Source organism: Pedobacter sp. PF22-3 (genome assembly GCF_026239555.1).
GTDB lineage: Bacteria > Bacteroidota > Bacteroidia > Sphingobacteriales > Sphingobacteriaceae > Pedobacter.
Window position 1 is genome coordinate 376,533 of the sequence record NZ_JAPIVP010000003.1, and the last position, 17,219, is coordinate 393,751.

Sequence of the window (17,219 nt, forward strand, 5' to 3'; positions counted from 1 at the left end):
ATGTTCGCGACCCTTTTGCTATAATTAGTTAATTAAACTAGTGTTTAACTTCGGTTTTTTCTGTTGTAGCTTTAACAGAAGTGTCTTTTACGGTAGAATCTTTTACTACTGTATCAACTTTAGTTGTATCCGTAATAATTGTAGAAGAATCTGTAACTGTTGTGTCGGCGCCATCTGCTTTTTTAGTTGAACCACCACAAGCAGCAACTGTTAGCGATAGGGTTAGGGCTAAAAAGCCTAATTTGAATGCATTTTTCATTTTGGTATCTGTTTTAGGGGTTAAAGTATACCATTAATACCAAAAATTTAAAAAGGTAACCTTATTGGTTTTGCAAAAATAAAAAAGCCTTTGAAAAATGAATTTCAAAGGCTTTTTTTATCAGTAAGTTAGACTAGTGTTTAACTTCTGTTTTTTCTGTAGTAGTTTTTACAGCTGTATCTTTTACTGTAGAATCTTTAACTACTGTATCTTTTTTAGTAGTATCAGTAACGATAGTAGAAGAATCAGTAGCTGTAGTATCAGTACCTTCTGCTTTTTTCTCTGAGTTACAAGCAACAACTGATAAAGATAAAGCTAAAGCTAAGAAGCCTAATTTGAATGCATTTTTCATTTTTGAGTATTTTTAAGTAATTAATTAATTTACCTGTTAATACCACATATTTAAAAAGGTAACCCAAAAAAAATAAAAAAAATGAATAAAAATAAAAAAGCGCTTTAAAGTTAACTTCAAGGCGCTTTTTTATATGGTAAAAGTTAGACTAGTGTTTAACTTCAGTTTTTTCTGTAGTAGTTTTTACAGTTGTATCTTTTACTGTAGAATCTTTTACTGAAGTATCTTTTGCAGTAGTATCAGTAACGATAGTTGAAGAATCTGTTAAAGTAGTATCAGCACCTTCAGCTTTTTTTTCTGAGTTACAAGCAACAACTGATAAAGATAAAGCTAAAGCTAAAAAGCCTAATTTGAATGCATTTTTCATTTTTGAATTTTTTTAGTAATTAATTTCTTATTAATGCCGCAAAGGTAAAAAGGTAACCCGAAAATTTACAGAAAAGTTAAAATATTTTTTTTTGGATATTTGGGTTACCGTTTGCCTGATGTTTGTATTAAGCAATAATAGTGGCTATCAATATTTTTTTGTCTAATATTGGGTTACTATTTACAGAAAAATGTATTAACTAGTGAATAACAGTTTAAAGAGTTCAGTTCCAACAGATAGAGAGGTTATTTTAGGTATCCTAAATAACTCAGAAGATACACTTAACAAGTTATACAAAGCTTATTATGCAATGGTTTTGCAATTTATCCTAAACAACAACGGTGATGAAGATGATGCAAAAGATGTTTATCAGGAAGGCATAATTATTTTATATAACAAAATTAAGGCGGGTAATTTTGAGCTCAGCAGCAAGCTGAAAACCTATATTTATTCAGTTTGCAGGCGCATTTGGCTGAAAAAACTCAGCTTAAACAGTAAAAAGACCGGTAGTATTACCGATTATGAAGATGTTTTCGCTGTTGAGGAGGATGTAGAAAACCACGAAGAGAAAGACGCCTCTTTTGTAAAAATGCAGTCGGCGCTTGATCATCTGGGCGAACCTTGTAAAACCATTATTCAGGATTTTTATATCCACAATTTATCCATGCAGGATATCTGCGAAAAGTTTGGTTATACCAATACCGATAACGCAAAAACGCAGAAATATAAATGCCTGCAAAGGTTAAAGAAAATATTTTTTCAACCATAATTTGAAATGAGAAACGATTTGGAGTTAGATGCAATTATTGAAGATTATCTGTTAGGTAAACTTAATGCACAGGAAATGGAAGCTTTTGAACAGTTGCGTCTTAGCGATGCTACAGTTGATCATAAAGTAGTTTCGCATAAGTTCTTTTTAGCTTCTATGGATACATTTGCAGAACAGTTACGCTTAAAAGAACAGTTAAGTCAGATCCATACAGAAATTGATGTGGAAGGCTTGGCTGCTACACTTAGGCCACATCCTTCACGTGTGGTGCAATTGTGGCGGAAACACAAATCTGCCATTGCGGTTGCCGCATCTTTTGTTGTACTTTCTTTGGTTTCTATCTATTCTATTCAGCATAGCACACAACAAGCCGAGCGCTACAGACAGTTGAGCAATAAAGTAAATAATGCCATTAAAACTCAAAATAGCCTGATCAGAAATATAAAGCATAATAACACTACTTCTGATAAGCCAAATAATCAAAATAGTTTTGGAGGTACGGGGTTTGCCATTTCTACAAATGGTTACATCTTAACCAACCTGCATATTATTAATGGTGCAGATTCTTTATATGTGCAAAACAGTAAAGGAGAATCTTTTAAAGTAAAATCGGTTTACACGGATCCTCAAAATGATATTGCTATTCTTAAAATAAGCGATAAACATTTCAGTAACTTATCTTCTATTCCTTATACCATTAAAAGAAATACCAGTAATATTGGTGAAATTGTATATACTTTAGGTTATCCGAAAGATGATGCGGTGCTGGGAGAAGGTTACGTAAGTTCGAAAAATGGTTTTGTAGGAGATACTACTCAGTATCAGGTAGCCATTTCGGTTAATCCAGGTAATAGTGGTGGTCCGGTTTTAGATAATAACGGAAATTTAGTTGGTATTATTAGCGGCAAGCCAGACCAGACTGAAGGTGCAGCCTTTGCTATCAAATCAAAATATATTTTAGAGGCCATGAGGGCTATCCCTCAGGATTCGCTGGGTGCAAATAAACTTTCTACCAACAAAAAAAGTTTGTTGTCTGGTTTAAAACGAACCAAACAGATTGAGAAAATACAAGATTATGTATTTATGATTAAAGCATATTAAAAATAATACCCCAAACAAATTAATATTTAAGCCCTGTAGATTATCTCTTCAGGGTTTTTTATTGGAATTGTAATTTGGAGGTCTTAAATTAATATAAAATCTATGTATTTACTATGGTATTGTTTAGATTTGTTATAGTCAAAATTAAATTAATAATATCATGAGTATAAGATTAGGCGATACCGCACCGAATTTCAAGGCCGATACATCCATTGGCGAAATAGATTTTTATGATTATTTAGGCGATAGCTGGGGAGTGCTTTTTTCTCACCCGGCAGATTATACGCCAGTTTGTACTACTGAACTTGGTAGAACTGCAGCATTGAAAGACGAGTTTGAGAAAAGAAATGTTAAAGTTTTAGCTCTAAGTGTTGATTCTGCCGATTCGCACAAAGGATGGATCAATGATATCAACGAAACGCAAAATACCACTGTCGAATTTCCGATCATTGCCGATCCGGATAAAACAGTAGCTAATCTTTATGACATGATCCACCCGAATGCTTCTGAAACATTAACGGTGAGATCATTGTTCGTCATCAGTCCAGATAAAAAAGTGAAATTGATTATTACCTATCCAGCGTCTACAGGACGGAACTTTAATGAAGTATTGCGTGTGATTGATTCTTTGCAGCTTACTGCTCATTATAGCGTAGCTACTCCGGCCGATTGGCAAGATGGAGAAGACGTAATTGTTGTAAACAGTATCAAAACTGAAGATATCCCTGCTAAGTTTCCGAAAGGACATCAGGTTATTAAACCCTATTTACGTACAACACCCCAGCCAAATAAATAATTCGATTTTTAGTAACGCAACATTCTTGTTGAATAGGCCAAAATCACTTGTATTAAATGTCTAAATTATTATATTTGATAGTTTTGTTTCAATATTAATGCTTAAACTGGTTGTTTTTATCTAAATTAATACACGATTGTTTAAATTAAGTGCTGATCAAGGCGTAAAAGGTTTATTTATTTATACAATTTTTATTTTTTTATGGCAACCGGAAAAGTTAAATGGTTTAATACGCAAAAAGGTTTTGGATTTATTGTGCAAGAAGACAATAAAGACATATTTGTACATTTTAAAGATGTTTTAGGTGGAATTGAAAGCTTGAAAGAAAACGATACAGTAGAATTTGAAGTAGCTGATGGTAGAAAAGGTTTACAAGCTGTAAACGTTAAAAAAGTTTAAGCATTAATTATAATATTTCTCCAAACTACCAAAAGCCTTTCATTAGAAGGGCTTTTGGTATTAGTTATATCGTCACCCTGAACTCGTTTCAGGGTCTGTTAGATAAAGTTCTTCACTACTGATTAAGATGAAAGGCTACTAATAGGATGTGAGGATCCTCACATATTTTTTTGAAAAGCAGTAGCAGTGATACTTGGGTTTCGATAGTCCCGCCATTTGCTTAATCCCGATTGAAATCCGCTAAAGATAAAATAATACTCAAATCGGGATAACGCTGTCTGTCCGGTTTATTTTACAAACAATAGCTGTACTATCCAAGCCAGCTAAAACCTGATCTTAGATACCGATATTTCATCAGAAGCTGGGTTGTGTGATCCTAAGTTTTTGGACCAGCTTTCCGAAAAAAATGTTTGATTTTTGTTTAATATTTTTTTTGGTAAAGATTCTTCACTGCGTTCAGAATGACAGAATCAATAGAATGGTCGTCATCTCGACCGGAGCAACGCGAAGTGGAGAGATCTGTTTAGGTAGATTTTTGCTTTGCAGACCCTTCGGGGTCTTGGCAGCGTTGCACCCGATAGCTATTGGGTTTGCTCGAAATGATGCGCGGAGACCTTAATAATACTGTATAATCGACGCTTTCAAAATCACATTCTCTCCATTGGTAATCTTTGTAAAAATCAAAAACTGATTCTGATCGGCTTTGATTTTATATTTTTTTACTAAATCTTCTGGTTTTGCAGGATAATTACGGACAATGACATTACCTTTTAAATTAATCTCTTTTTTAAGTTCACCAGTATTCAGTATAGATTCAATTTTAAAAATACGGCCTGGAAAATCTGTTTTTATACCATCAGCACTAAATAATTGCGTTTGCGAATGTAATTTTAAGAGACCGTAAGTTGTACCAATTAAATTAAAAGCACCCGATTTTAATAATGCGGCATCCGGCTCATACAGATACTCACCAATGTTCAAATGGTTTGTAAAATGCACAGAAGCATTTGATGATGATCGGTAAAAAGAAAAATCCTTTTCTATCCCATTATTTAAAGTTACGGCCTTAATTTTTGTGTCGTTTTCGTAACCTTTATCTATTACCCATAAAAGTTCTTTGCATTCGTTTTTTACACTTAAAATATGAATTTCACTAACCTGCTTCAATTCTGATAAACCAGCAGAAATATCGAGTAATGGGGCCGTTTTTATGATTATGCGTGACGATTTTTCCAGTAATAGGTCTAGGTTGCCTGCAACATCGGGTGTACAATCTTTGAGCATAAAAACCTTGCCTTTTTCAGCTCTTCGTGCAGGATCTACATAAATTGTGTCAAAAATGGTTTCACTAGTTTTAATATCAGCAATGCCATCTTCTGCTTTAAATTCAATATTGGTAGCACATAAGGCCAGTGCATTATGTTGTGCTATTGCCGACAGTTCATTATTAATTTCGCAATGCGTTACTTTTTTTACTTTTTGAGCAAAGTAATAGCTGTCAATTCCGAAACCCCCGGTAATATCAATTAAAGTATCACCTATGGCCAGTTTTGACTTGTATTTTGCCGTAATTTCAGAAGAGGTTTGTTCGATGGATAATACGGGGGGATAATAAATGTTTTTGGTATGAAACCAGGTTGGTAATTTCTTCTCTGATTTCTTTTTTGCGGTAATCTGTGTAGCTAATTCTGCAGAGCTAACGCCTTCGAACGGACTTTTTGCTAAAGCAATCTGATTCACATCCGCATTTAAATTTGCATTGATGTAATCTTGTACAGCTTTAGCTAGAATTTTATTGTTCATTTTTTAGGGTGAAAGTAGCAGGTATCAAGTAGCGGGTATCAAGTACTAGGTAGCGAGTAGCAGGTATCAAGGGTAGTATCCAATCTTGATTCTTGATACTAATTACTTGCTACTAATTTTATTCTTCATCACCATCTGGCAGGTGTGCCGGCTCTTCACTTCTAATAAAATATCTTTATCCACGGTTACACGGTCAATAGTTTGCTGATTGTAATAACGGATGGTTACCAGTTCAAGACCCTTATTATATTTTACGGTAAACTCTTCCGAAAGGTCTTTGATCAGTTTTTCAATCTGAACAGGATGATCATCTACACTTACTGAAAAGCTGATGGCAGAGTTAAGCATGGTATTGATTTTGATCCTGTGTGTATGGAACAGTTCAAAAATATTGCTCAGATTTTCTTCAATAATAAAAGAATAATCTTTTGGGAAAATAGAAATCAGTGCCTGGTTAACCTTAAAAATAAAGGAGGGGATAGGTAATGGATTATTCTCTTTGGTAATTGCTGTTCCTGAGCCATCAGGCTGGATAAATGACCTCACAAAAAGTGGAATACCCTTGTTTTGGAGTGGCTTTATGGTTTTTGGATGAATTACCGTTGCACCGTAATAAGTAAGTTCAATCGCATCATGATAAGAAAGCTGAGCAATCAACGCTGTCTCATCAAACCATTTCGGATCTGCATTTAATACCCCTGGAACATCTTTCCATATGGTTAAGGCGGCGGCATCTAAACAGGAAGCAAATATTGCTGCCGAATAGTCAGAACCTTCGCGACCTAATGTTGTGGTGTAATTTTCGCTTGTTCCGCCAATAAATCCTTGTGTTACAATGATGTTATCTGTTAAAAGAGGCACTAAATCTTTCTGGATGATCAGGTTGGTCTTAGCCCAGTCTACTTTACCTTCTTTATACGTATTATCAGTCTGGATGTAGTTGCGTGCATCGGCCCAAAGGGTTTTATTACCCGTTTCATTTAACCAGGCCGCTACAATTTTAGTAGAAACTATCTCACCAATAGATACAATCTGATCATAAATATAATCAGGATTGTGATCCGGCTCATCTTCAATCAACCAATCGATTTCAACAAAGGTATTGGCTATATCATCATAAACTGGATGTTGTTTGCCCTGAAAGAGTTCATCTATAATGCCGAAATGGAAATGTTTAATTTCTTCAAAAATTGCATGTGCCTCATCATTTTGTGAGAGGAAAGCGTGGGTTAGGTCTTCCAATCTATTGGTGATTTTGCCCATAGCAGAAATAACGATCAATAGGTTCCCTTTTTTGTAATCGCGTACAATATTAGCCAGATTTTTTACTCCATCTGCATCTTTTACTGAGGCACCACCAAACTTAAAAATATCCATATTAAAATGCCTTGATCTGTTCTGTCGATAGCGCTGCATTTAACCAGCCACTTTCTAAATGTGCTTTATATTTATTATAGAAGTTAATTGCTGGTTCGTTCCAGTCTAACACCTGCCAAACCATACCACTATATTTACCATTTTTAGCTTCTTCTATCACTTTTTCGAACAATACTTTACCCAAGCCTTTTCCTCTAAATTCTTCTGTTACAATAAAATCTTCAAGGTATAACCTGCAACCCTTCCAGGTAGAATAACGCGTATAATATAGGGCAAAGCCTACAATTGTACTATTTACTTCTGCCACGTATGCCTTCCATACGGGGTTTTTGCCAAAACCAGCATCAACGAAGTGATCTAAAGTAACGGTAACTTCCTCAGGAGCCCGTTCATAAATGGCTAGTTCATTAATTAATTCCAATAATCTTGAACAATCCTCTGCAGTTGCAAATCTGATTTTGAAATCCATATTAGTTAGCCGAAATATCGTTTTTGAAATGTTTGATCACCCTTTTTCCAAAAATACTGCTACCAATACGCACCATCGTACTGCCTTCTTCAATGGCGATTTTGTAATCGGCACTCATTCCCGTTGATATTTCCTTAAAAGAATCCTCTTTACGGAAAAAGCTTACTTTTATACCATCGAAAAATACTTTTAGTTCGTTAAACTCAACAGTAATCTGTTTTTCGTTTTTGGTATTGGTGGCAATGCCCATTAATCCAACTACACGGATGTTTTTTAATTCAGCAAAGGCTTCATCACGCAATAATTCAATCACTTCATCAAAGCCAAGTCCGAATTTAGTGTCTTCATCAGCAATGTAAACCTGTAACAAACAATCAATTACGCGTTTGTTTTTTTTCGCTTGCTTATCGATTTCCTGCAGCAGTTTCAAACTATCTACTCCATGTATCAGTTTTACAAAAGGCGCAATGTATTTTACTTTATTGGTCTGTAAATGGCCGATGAGGTGCCATTCGATATCTTTAGGGAGCTGCGCTTCTTTTTCAACCATTTCCTGCACGTGGTTTTCACCAAAAATACGTTGTCCGGCGTTGTATGCTTCTAAAATTGATTCTATTGGCTGTGTTTTTGAAACTGCAATCAGTTTAACTCCGTCTGATTCAACTTCGCTTTTATATTGTTTAAGATTATCAGCTATGCTCATTTATAACTATTTTTGGTAAAATTAATAACCTTGCCGCAATTTGGGCAAAAAATAATATTTAAATTAAGCATGAAGAGATTAATATGGGTTTTAATGACAGCTATATTATGGTTCGGCTGTAAACCTGGCGTACCTGATGACATTATTAAACCTGATAAAATGGAAAAGATCTTATACGATATGCACATTGTAGATGGATACCTTTCCAGTATTTACGTAGTCGATTCTGCAAAGAAGGTGGCTGCAGCATATTACAAAGGGATTTATAAAAAGTTTGGAACAGATTCTGCCCAGTATAATAAAAGTTTACTTTGGTATAATACCAACCCTGTAGCGCTGGAAGCCGTGTATAAAAATATACAGAAAATGCTGGCTAAACAAAAAAAAGGAACGGAATTAGCCGATTTAATGATTAAGAAAAAACAGTTTAAAGCTGATTCGTTGGTGATAGCAAAGAAATTTAAGGCCGATTCGCTTGCTATTAGAAAAAAAATGAAACCAGATTCTTTATCCAAGGTTAAAGCTGTGGCGGCTATTGCCAAAAAGAAAAAACAGGCCGATTCACTTATAAATATAAAAAAAGCCGGGATTGCGAGCGTAATGCCCACCCCGGCAGCAGTACAATAATATGTTATATCCCGATAATTGTTTAGAACGTTTAGGTTTTGTAGAAATCAGGCAACTGATCAGCAAACATTGTTTGAGCTCTATGGGCCAGGCAATGGTGGAAAAGATGCAGGTGATGAACCGTTTTGATCAAATTGATAAATTTTTACGTCAAACAAACGAATTTAAGCGTATCCTGCAAAATCAGGAACCCTTACAGATCAATACGTTTTTTGATATTAAATCGCTGGTTGAAAAAATCAGGGTAGAAGGTACTTATCTTTTAGAAGAGGAATGGTTTCAGGTATATACTTCCTTGCAAACTGTTTTTTCTGTACTCCGGTTTTTTGAAGAACGAGCAGAAGTATACCCAACACTTGAAGCTTTATTTGAGCATCTGCCAATCGAAAAAAACATTCTGCGTAAGATAGAAACAGTAATTGATGCCAAAGGAAAGATTAAACCAAATGCATCAAAAGAATTGCAGGAAATTACCTCAGCAATTTCGAAAGCAGAGCAAGATGTGCGTAAGCGCATGGATTCTATATATAAGCAGGCTATAGCCAATAATTGGGTTGCCGATGGGAGTTTAACCATTCGTGATGGGCGGATGTGTATTCCTGTTTTGGCAGAAAATAAACGCAAACTAAAGGGTTTTGTGCACGATGAATCGGCTACAGGTCAAACCGTTTATATTGAGCCTGAAGAAGTTTTTACTTTAAATAATAAGTTACGCGATTTAGAATTTGATAAACGCCGTGAAATTATTAAAATTTTAATTGCCTTAACGGATGATCTGCGACCGTATTCTCCATTATTACTTTCTTACCATGGTTTCTTGACTAAACTCGATTTCGTGCGTGCAAAGGCTTTATTTGCGATGGATATAGAAGCTGAAATGCCAGGTTTGTTAAAAGAACCTAAAACTAAGCTGATTAATGCAAGGCATCCTTTATTGTCAATTTCATTTGCTGCTGAGAAGAAAACGGTTACCCCCTTAAATATTCATATAGATGCAGAAACACGCGTAGTACTGGTATCAGGTCCGAATGCGGGTGGTAAATCAGTTTGTATGAAAACGGTTGGTCTTTTGCAGCTAATGCTACAAACCGGTTTGTTGATTCCCGTTGATGCCAACAGTGAAGTGGGTATTTTTGAGAATATTTTTGCCGATATCGGCGATGATCAATCGATAGAAAGTGATTTGAGCACCTATAGTGCGCATCTGAAGAAGATGCGCTATTTTGTAGAGCACGCTTCACCAAAAACTATGGTATTGATTGATGAATTTGGTACAGGTACCGATCCGCAGTTTGGCGGACCAATGGCTGAAGCTGTTCTTGAGGTATTAAACAATAAGAAGGTGAGAGGTGTAATTACCACCCACTATTCTAATTTAAAACTATTTGCAGGAAATACATCTGGTTTGGAAAATGCATCGATGCTTTTTGATAATGCAAAAATGAAACCGCTTTACATTTTAGAGATGGGTAAACCCGGAAGTTCTTACGCTTTCGAAATTGCACAGAATATTGGTTTGCCAAAAGAAGTGATCCAGCTTGCGAAAGAGAAAACGGGATCCAACCAGAACCGGGTAGATACGATGCTGGTTGATCTGGAGCGTGAAAAGAAAAATGTTTACGATGCAAAAGTAAGTTTGGCCAATCAACAGAACAAGGCCAAAAACCTGGTTGCCGAAAATGAAAAGTTAAAGACATTTTTAGAAGAGAATAAAAAAATCCTGATTAAGGAAGCCAAACAAGAGGCGCAGAACATTATTAAAAATGCCAATAAACTGGTAGAAAATACCATTGCCGAGATCAAGGAAAAACAGGCTGATAAGGAAGTAACCAAAGAACTTCGGCAAAACCTGCAACGCGAACTGGTTAAAAATACAATTCCGAAAGAGCGCCCTAAACCGGTACCGGTAGTGATTGGTGGTGAAATAGAAATTGGCGATTTGGTAAAGTTTACGGATAGTGAAACCATTGGCCAGGTTTTAGAAATTAACCGGAATGAACTGGTTTTGGCCATCGGCGATTTACGATCAACTGTTAAAAAGAACCGTGTACAAAAAGTGAGTAACCGCGAAGCTAAAAAAGTAGTTCAAAGTAGTGCCAATTCTTTTGCAGGGCGGATGAATGATGCTGTTTCTGGCTTTAGAGCTGAACTCGACCTTCGGGGAAAGCGTACAGAAGATGCCCTTTTCGAAGTAGAGAAATATTTAGACAAAGCCATTATGCTCGGCTTTCCATCTATCAAACTGATCCATGGCAAAGGTGATGGGATTTTAAGAAAAATGATCAGGGAATATTTACGCAAGTATAGTCAGGTAAACAGAATGGAAGATGAACATGCGGATAGGGGTGGTGATGGCATTACCTATGTGTATTTGAATTAGTGTTGTGAGATTTGAGTCGCTTAGGCGTCATCTCGACTGGAGTGCTACGTAATAGAGAGATCTGCTGTAGTGGTGTTGGATGTTACCATCTGATACTTAGAAAAATCTTTTTTGCTAATCTCTTTCTAAAATTAACTATAGTATTCTCTTATCAATTTAGCCTGTCAGATGGAAACATCTGACAGCACATATTTGTGGTGCAGGATGTTACCATCCTGCACTAATTATTTTTTTGAAATCTGTCAGATGGTAATATCTAAAAGTACTTACAGAAAAACTAAAACTTTTATAACTGTAACTATGTTATTTTTAAAACGTTACGGTTATGAAAAAAATCTTACTCTGCCTTTTTGTGGTATTATTTACCACAACTTGCAAAAAGACCGACAGTGGTAATGAAGATCCAGGTAACTTGCCTGATGTAGAATTAAAATCAAAAGTAATTGTATCTGGACTGAGTCTTCCCTGGGAAATGGTATATGGTCCGGATAATTTCATCTGGTTTACGGAAAAGGCCGGTAAAATCAGTCGATTAAATCCTGCTACAGGTCAGGTAACAGCCTTGCTAACCATAACCGAAGTACGTACAAATGGAGAGGGCGGCTTGCTTGGAATGACGCTACATCCCGATTTTACCGGTAATCCTTATGTTTATGTAGTGTATGGTTATGGAAGTACCTATAAAGCTAAAGTGGTACGTTATACTTACGCGGTAGGAAATTTAACCAGCCCGCTGGTTTTACTGGATCAGATTCCGGCTGCTTCTATCCATAATGGTTCGCGTTTGTTAATCAGTGGTGGTAAATTATTTATCAGTACTGGTGATGCTGCTGATACTAACCTTCCTCAAAATATTAATTCTTTGGCTGGGAAAATTTTAAGAATCAATCTAGATGGCACTATCCCTGCTGATAATCCTTACCCAAATAATCCGGTTTGGTCTTTGGGCCATAGAAACCCACAGGGATTGACTCAAGTGGGCAATAAAATTTTCTCTTCAGAACATGGACCTGATTCTGATGATGAAATTAATATTATTGAAAAAGGAAGAAACTATGGGTGGCCAAATATTAAAGGTTTTTGTAATGAAAGTGGAGAGCAGTCTTTTTGCAATTTGAACAATGTAGCAGAACCATTAATCAACTGGACGCCAACTATTGCACCAAGTGGTTTAACCTATTATAATAACAACTATATCCCGCAGTTTAAAAACTCTTTATTGTTGGCGGTATTAAAGGGTACAAAACTGATGCAATTGAAATTAGATGATGCACAGACTAAAATTACCGGCACAAAAGATTTTTATGTAAATACTTATGGTAGGGTGAGAGCTGTCTGCCAATCACCTGAAGGAAAAATTTATATCTGTACCAGTAATGGAAGTGATGATAAAATTGTAGAAATAGCAAAATAGTCGATTATTTTTTCTGTCCAGGACACTTTTTACAGCGTTTGCCTTTTTTGAATTTTTCGCAACATTTTTTGTGCGCTGCTGTACAACTGAAAATAAAACCCATGCCCTTCTGAAATTCAGGGTCAGTGGGCAATACGAATATGTTATCTTCTCTCTCGTTAATCATTGCAATACAAAGGTAGTGGTTATTTAGATTAATTCCAATCAAATAATATTCCATATAGATTTAAAAATTTAAATGCTGCATTTTTGTAGGCAATTTGTAATTTAGCGGCCTAACCAAAAATTCATAAAATGATAAATAAAGTGGTATCTGGGGCTGAAGAGGCCATCAAAGATATATCAGATGGTACAACTATCATGCTTGGTGGTTTCGGACTTTGTGGTATTCCAGAGAATTGTATAAATGCCCTGGTAACTAAGCAGGTGAAAAATCTGACCTGTATTTCTAACAACGCAGGTGTTGATGATTTTGGTATTGGCTTAATGCTGAAAAAACGACAGGTTAAAAAAATGATTTCTTCTTACGTGGGTGAAAATGCTGAATTTGAGCGGCAGTTGCTGAGCGGTGAACTTGAGGTAGAACTAATTCCTCAAGGTACTTTGGCTACCCGTTGTCTTGCTGCAGGATATGGCATGCCTGCAATTTTTACACCTGCAGGTGTAGGTACGGAAGTGGCAGAAGGTAAAGAAGTCCGTAATTTTGATGGCAAGGATTATTTAATGGAATATGCATTCGATGCAGATTTTGCAATTGTAAAAGCGTGGAAAGGTGATCGCGCAGGAAATTTAATCTTTAGGTCAACCAGCCGAAATTTTAATCCCGTAATGGCTATGGCCGGCAAAATTACCATTGCAGAGGTAGAAGAATTGGTAGAAGCTGGCGAATTAGATCCTGATTATATTCATACACCGGGTATTTATGTACACCGCATCTTCCAAGGTAAAAACTACGAGAAAAGAATTGAACAACGGACGGTAAGAAGAAAATCGTAATGAAGAAAATAATTGCAATTGAAGAAATGGCCATGTTTCTAATGGCAATATTTGCCTTTTCTAAATTGTCATTTCATTGGTGGATATTTCCGGTATTATTGCTTGTACCAGATTTGAGCATGTTAGGATATCTTGTAGGCCCGCAAGTGGGTGCGTGGTTTTATAATGTAGTTCACCATAAAGCGATAGCAATTTTAATTTTCTTGATCGGTTTTTATTATCATTTACCCGTATTGCAGCTAACTGGTATCATCCTGTTTGCCCACTCTTGTATGGATAGGGCATTAGGTTATGGTTTGAAGTATGGCGATGCATTTAATCACACACATTTAGGCTTAATTGGAAAAAATAAATAAATGGCATTTTCAAAAGAAGAGATCGCGCAGCGTATCGCTAAAGAAATAAAAGATGGTTATTATGTTAACCTTGGTATTGGCATACCTACATTAGTGGCCAACTATATTCCAGAAGGAATTAATGTAGTGTTACAGTCTGAAAACGGTTTATTAGGTATGGGACCATTTCCTTTTGAAGGGGAAGAAGATGCCGATCTAATTAATGCAGGTAAACAAACCATTACCACCTTGCCTGGATCGTCTATTTTTGATTCGGCAATGAGTTTTGGGATGATCCGTGCTCAAAAAGTAGATTTAACCATTCTGGGCGCCATGGAGGTGTCAGAAAATGGAGATATTGCCAACTGGAAAATTCCTGGTAAAATGGTAAAAGGAATGGGCGGAGCAATGGATTTAGTAGCGTCAGCTAAAAATATCATTGTGGCTATGCAGCACATTAATAAAGCTGGAGAAAGCAAATTGTTGCCAAAATGTACGCTTCCGCTAACTGGTGTTAAATGCATTAAAAAAATTGTAACTGAACTGGCCGTTCTGGATATTTTACCTGAAGGTGGTTTCAAACTTTTAGAACGGGCCCCAGGTGTGAGTATCGAATTTATACAACAATCTACCGCAGGAAGATTGGTAATAGAAGGAGAAATCCCTGAAATGAGATTAGATTAATCAGTAGTTTTTTTGGGGCAGAAACCACTGCGATTGAATGATTCCCATTTTCTCACGTTGAGCCTGCAGAAACGCCTTAAATTATATTATGGCGAGCTTTCGACTCCGCTCAGGCTGACAACCTACGGTCAAAAAGGAGTCAAACTCTTAAAGCTTGACTCCTTTTCTATTTACTGTATATCAACCAGGATGCTATTTCTTAAATTATTTGAAATATCTTCTGTAATGGCGATAATTTCATCAGGTTCGTTGGTATTGTTCATCACAACTTTATTGCATTGGTTGCGATAGGGTAGCAGATATTCTTTATAAGCGGGTACCACGTGATTGTGCCATTTGTACAATACATCTTCTTCAGGATATCCACGCTCTAAACCATCGCGTTTAATTCGGCGATCTAAAGCAACCTGTTCATCTGCATCTACAAAAATAGTATGATCTAATAGCGATGCAATTGCTTTAAAGTGAAGAATGAAAAGCCCTTCAACAATAATAATGGGAGCAGATTTAATCTCCAGGATTTTTACAACTGCCAGTGGATTGTTAAAATTATATTCCTTTTTATAAACTACTTCACCGTTAATGAGCTGTTTAATATCTCTTAGAAACTGTTCGCTATCAATGGTAGAAGGAAGATCAAAGTTGTATAGCTTGTTTTCTTCCTGAGTCATGTCGCCCGCAGGGATATAATAATCATCCTGCGATACAAGTGTTACTTCATCTTGTTTAAAATGGTGAAGAAAACAGTTTAAGAAGAATGTTTTACCCGATCCGCTACCACCGGCAATGCCAATTATAAATGGTTTTTTATTTACACTCATTGAGCACTATAAGTTAAATTACAGAAAAAACGTTTGTCTAAAGCACCTAATGAATCGGCTACAGCTTTAGTCATTACAATGATAACATCTTTTGTAGATTCGTTCTCTGTAAATTTACCAACAACTTTTGCAAAGGTAGTGCGGTTAGTCATTGGGTTGGTAATCTTAATTACCCTGCCTACAGGCGCTGTACGGTGTAAAACCAACATTTTAGTTCCATCAAGATCCTGGTCTGCTATCCAAACTGCAGTTCCCTTTTCTTCGATCTGGCTTAAGCCGTATACGCTCGGATCGCGGCGAAGTTTAGGATCTTTAACCATGGTACTGTCTGGCTCATTTTCCTGTTCTTCTTTGGATAAATCATTAACCGATTTAGGTTGTGGCGGTTTAGGAATAATCAGTTTCTGATCAACTTTAATATTATTATCCTCCAGTTTATTTGCCGTTCTGATCTGAAAAGCTGTTAAGTTGTATTTTTTAGCAATCGAAAAAATGTTTTCGCCAGTAGCTACCGTATGGATAAAACTCTCTTCATTTGCAGCGGGCGTTTCTTTTGCTTTTGTTTCTGCCTGTTTTTCTTTTGGAACCTGAACATCAGTAACAATACCTCCACCAGGCACCTTCAAAACCTGCCCGATGGTAATGGCATTATCAGGAAGATTATTCATTGTCCTGATCTGGTAAGCGGTAATGCCATATTGCTTGGCTATGGTGAAGATCGTTTCGTTTCTTAAAACGGTATGTGTGCCTGCAGCATCTGTAGATTTGCTTTCTTGTACCGGTTTTTCATCAGCAACAGTAACTACCTTATTTTCATTAATATTTTTGGTTGCAGGGATTTTAAGTTTTTGTCCGATCCGAAGGTTATTGCCTGAAAGATTATTGGCTTTTTTTACTTCTTCAACTGTAGTACCGTATTTTTCTGCAATTTTTCCTAAAAACTCTTTTGCCGCCACGGTATGTTCGATCATGGTTTGATCTGACAACGGAGTAGTGTTTGCAGTTGATTCTGTATTATTTTTTGCAGGTGGAGTAACAGCTGGCTCAGCTGCTACATTTTGTGTTCCGTTTTTTGCCGGTATTTTTAAAACCTGCCCAATGCTCAAATTATTGCCTTTTAACTGATTTAATGCCTTAATTTCATTTATTGTAGTGCCATATTTTTCGGCCAGCATATTTAAGTTTTCTTTTGGCTTAATGGTATGCTCAATCACATTGGCTGTTGCAGAAGTTGTTTCCGTATTCGATGATCCGGTAGCTGCAAAAGGAACATTTGTAGGGACTTTGATAATTACCCCAACCTGTAGATATTTATTGTTGTTAAAAGCCATAATATCCTTCGGAGATACGTTGTATCTTCTCCCAATAGAATAGTAAGTGTCTTTTGCTACAGTTTGGTGAACGATGAGTTTTTTGCCATTATTATTTTCTACACCGATAGAGTCTCTTGCTGTGTTGGCTTTTGCATTTGCAATATTTAAGGCAAATAACACAACAGCAGATAAATATATTTTATGCATTTATTTTTATATAAATTTCTAAATCAAGGACCGCAATTATACGAATA

The 17,219-nt window shown here is 36.2% G+C and carries 19 protein-coding genes; 10 read left to right on the plus strand and 9 right to left on the minus strand.

The window, feature by feature from the left end; genetic code table 11:
• Nucleotides 1-37 precede the first annotated feature (37 nt).
• From OQX63_RS06305 to OQX63_RS06315, 3 genes are all read right to left on the minus strand, one after another.
• Nucleotides 38-259 carry a hypothetical protein gene (locus OQX63_RS06305; RefSeq protein WP_265850042.1) on the minus strand — a complete coding sequence of 74 codons (222 nt, stop codon included), beginning with the start codon at nt 257-259 and terminating at the stop codon, nt 38-40.
• Between the two features lie 133 nt (nt 260-392).
• Nucleotides 393-611, minus strand: a complete 219-nt coding sequence (locus OQX63_RS06310) for a hypothetical protein (protein ID WP_265850043.1) — start codon at nt 609-611, stop codon at nt 393-395.
• Between the two features lie 148 nt (nt 612-759).
• Nucleotides 760-978, minus strand: a complete 219-nt coding sequence (locus OQX63_RS06315) for a hypothetical protein (protein ID WP_090985534.1) — start codon at nt 976-978, stop codon at nt 760-762.
• Nucleotides 979-1,180: 202 nt separating this feature from the next.
• On the opposite strand from OQX63_RS06315, the gene OQX63_RS06320 reads away from it, so the two are divergent.
• The 4 genes from OQX63_RS06320 to OQX63_RS06335 all read left to right on the plus strand — a co-directional run bounded on the left by OQX63_RS06320 (nt 1,181) and on the right by OQX63_RS06335 (nt 4,043).
• Nucleotides 1,181-1,747, plus strand: coding sequence for an RNA polymerase sigma factor (locus tag OQX63_RS06320; protein WP_265850044.1), 567 nt, complete (start codon nt 1,181-1,183; stop codon nt 1,745-1,747).
• A 6-nt stretch (nt 1,748-1,753) separates the two neighbouring features.
• Nucleotides 1,754-2,848 (plus strand): S1C family serine protease, encoded by a 1,095-nt coding sequence (locus tag OQX63_RS06325; RefSeq protein ID WP_265850045.1) that lies wholly within the window; start codon nt 1,754-1,756, stop codon nt 2,846-2,848.
• A gap of 160 nt (nt 2,849-3,008) precedes the next feature.
• Nucleotides 3,009-3,644 carry a peroxiredoxin gene (locus OQX63_RS06330; protein WP_265850046.1) on the plus strand — a complete coding sequence of 212 codons (636 nt, stop codon included), beginning with the start codon at nt 3,009-3,011 and terminating at the stop codon, nt 3,642-3,644.
• 201 nt (nt 3,645-3,845) lie between these two features.
• The gene (locus OQX63_RS06335; protein ID WP_265850047.1) at nt 3,846-4,043 is read left to right on the plus strand and encodes a cold-shock protein; all 198 of its coding nucleotides are present in this window, start codon (nt 3,846-3,848) and stop codon (nt 4,041-4,043) included.
• Nucleotides 4,044-4,658: 615 nt separating this feature from the next.
• Here OQX63_RS06335 and OQX63_RS06340 read toward each other — a convergent pair.
• From OQX63_RS06340 to OQX63_RS06355, 4 genes are all read right to left on the minus strand, one after another.
• Nucleotides 4,659-5,846 (minus strand): THUMP-like domain-containing protein, encoded by a 1,188-nt coding sequence (locus OQX63_RS06340; RefSeq protein WP_265850048.1) that lies wholly within the window; start codon nt 5,844-5,846, stop codon nt 4,659-4,661.
• A 102-nt stretch (nt 5,847-5,948) separates the two neighbouring features.
• Entirely contained in the window at nt 5,949-7,223 is a 1,275-nt protein-coding gene (locus OQX63_RS06345) for an aspartate kinase (protein ID WP_265850049.1), read from the minus strand.
• A gap of 1 nt (nt 7,224) precedes the next feature.
• Entirely contained in the window at nt 7,225-7,692 is a 468-nt protein-coding gene (locus OQX63_RS06350; protein ID WP_265850050.1) for a GNAT family N-acetyltransferase, read from the minus strand.
• Nucleotide 7,693: 1 nt separating this feature from the next.
• Nucleotides 7,694-8,395 carry a YggS family pyridoxal phosphate-dependent enzyme gene (locus tag OQX63_RS06355; RefSeq protein ID WP_265850051.1) on the minus strand — a complete coding sequence of 234 codons (702 nt, stop codon included), beginning with the start codon at nt 8,393-8,395 and terminating at the stop codon, nt 7,694-7,696.
• A gap of 93 nt (nt 8,396-8,488) precedes the next feature.
• On the opposite strand from OQX63_RS06355, the gene OQX63_RS06360 reads away from it, so the two are divergent.
• The 6 genes from OQX63_RS06360 to OQX63_RS06385 all read left to right on the plus strand — a co-directional run bounded on the left by OQX63_RS06360 (nt 8,489) and on the right by OQX63_RS06385 (nt 14,831).
• The gene (locus OQX63_RS06360; protein ID WP_265850052.1) at nt 8,489-9,022 is read left to right on the plus strand and encodes a DUF4296 domain-containing protein; all 534 of its coding nucleotides are present in this window, start codon (nt 8,489-8,491) and stop codon (nt 9,020-9,022) included.
• A 1-nt stretch (nt 9,023) separates the two neighbouring features.
• On the plus strand, nt 9,024-11,402 hold the full coding sequence (locus tag OQX63_RS06365) for an endonuclease MutS2 (protein WP_265850053.1): 2,379 nt from the start codon (nt 9,024-9,026) through the stop codon (nt 11,400-11,402).
• 325 nt (nt 11,403-11,727) lie between these two features.
• The gene (locus OQX63_RS06370; RefSeq protein ID WP_265850054.1) at nt 11,728-12,816 is read left to right on the plus strand and encodes a PQQ-dependent sugar dehydrogenase; all 1,089 of its coding nucleotides are present in this window, start codon (nt 11,728-11,730) and stop codon (nt 12,814-12,816) included.
• 294 nt (nt 12,817-13,110) lie between these two features.
• Nucleotides 13,111-13,812 carry a CoA transferase subunit A gene (locus tag OQX63_RS06375; RefSeq protein WP_265850055.1) on the plus strand — a complete coding sequence of 234 codons (702 nt, stop codon included), beginning with the start codon at nt 13,111-13,113 and terminating at the stop codon, nt 13,810-13,812.
• Nucleotides 13,812-14,168 (plus strand): DUF4260 domain-containing protein, encoded by a 357-nt coding sequence (locus OQX63_RS06380; protein WP_265850057.1) that lies wholly within the window; start codon nt 13,812-13,814, stop codon nt 14,166-14,168. Before OQX63_RS06375 ends, OQX63_RS06380 begins: the two co-directional genes overlap by 1 nt.
• Nucleotides 14,169-14,831 (plus strand): CoA transferase subunit B, encoded by a 663-nt coding sequence (locus OQX63_RS06385; protein ID WP_265850059.1) that lies wholly within the window; start codon nt 14,169-14,171, stop codon nt 14,829-14,831.
• Nucleotides 14,832-15,001: 170 nt separating this feature from the next.
• On the opposite strand, the gene OQX63_RS06390 is transcribed toward OQX63_RS06385, so the two are convergent.
• Together OQX63_RS06390 and OQX63_RS06395 are read right to left on the minus strand one after the other, a co-directional pair.
• Nucleotides 15,002-15,652, minus strand: coding sequence for a uridine kinase family protein (locus OQX63_RS06390; RefSeq protein ID WP_265850061.1), 651 nt, complete (start codon nt 15,650-15,652; stop codon nt 15,002-15,004).
• The gene (locus tag OQX63_RS06395; RefSeq protein ID WP_265850062.1) at nt 15,649-17,172 is read right to left on the minus strand and encodes a muramidase family protein; all 1,524 of its coding nucleotides are present in this window, start codon (nt 17,170-17,172) and stop codon (nt 15,649-15,651) included. The genes OQX63_RS06390 and OQX63_RS06395 overlap by 4 nt, the downstream gene beginning before the upstream one ends.
• Between the last annotated feature and the right edge of the window lie 47 nt (nt 17,173-17,219).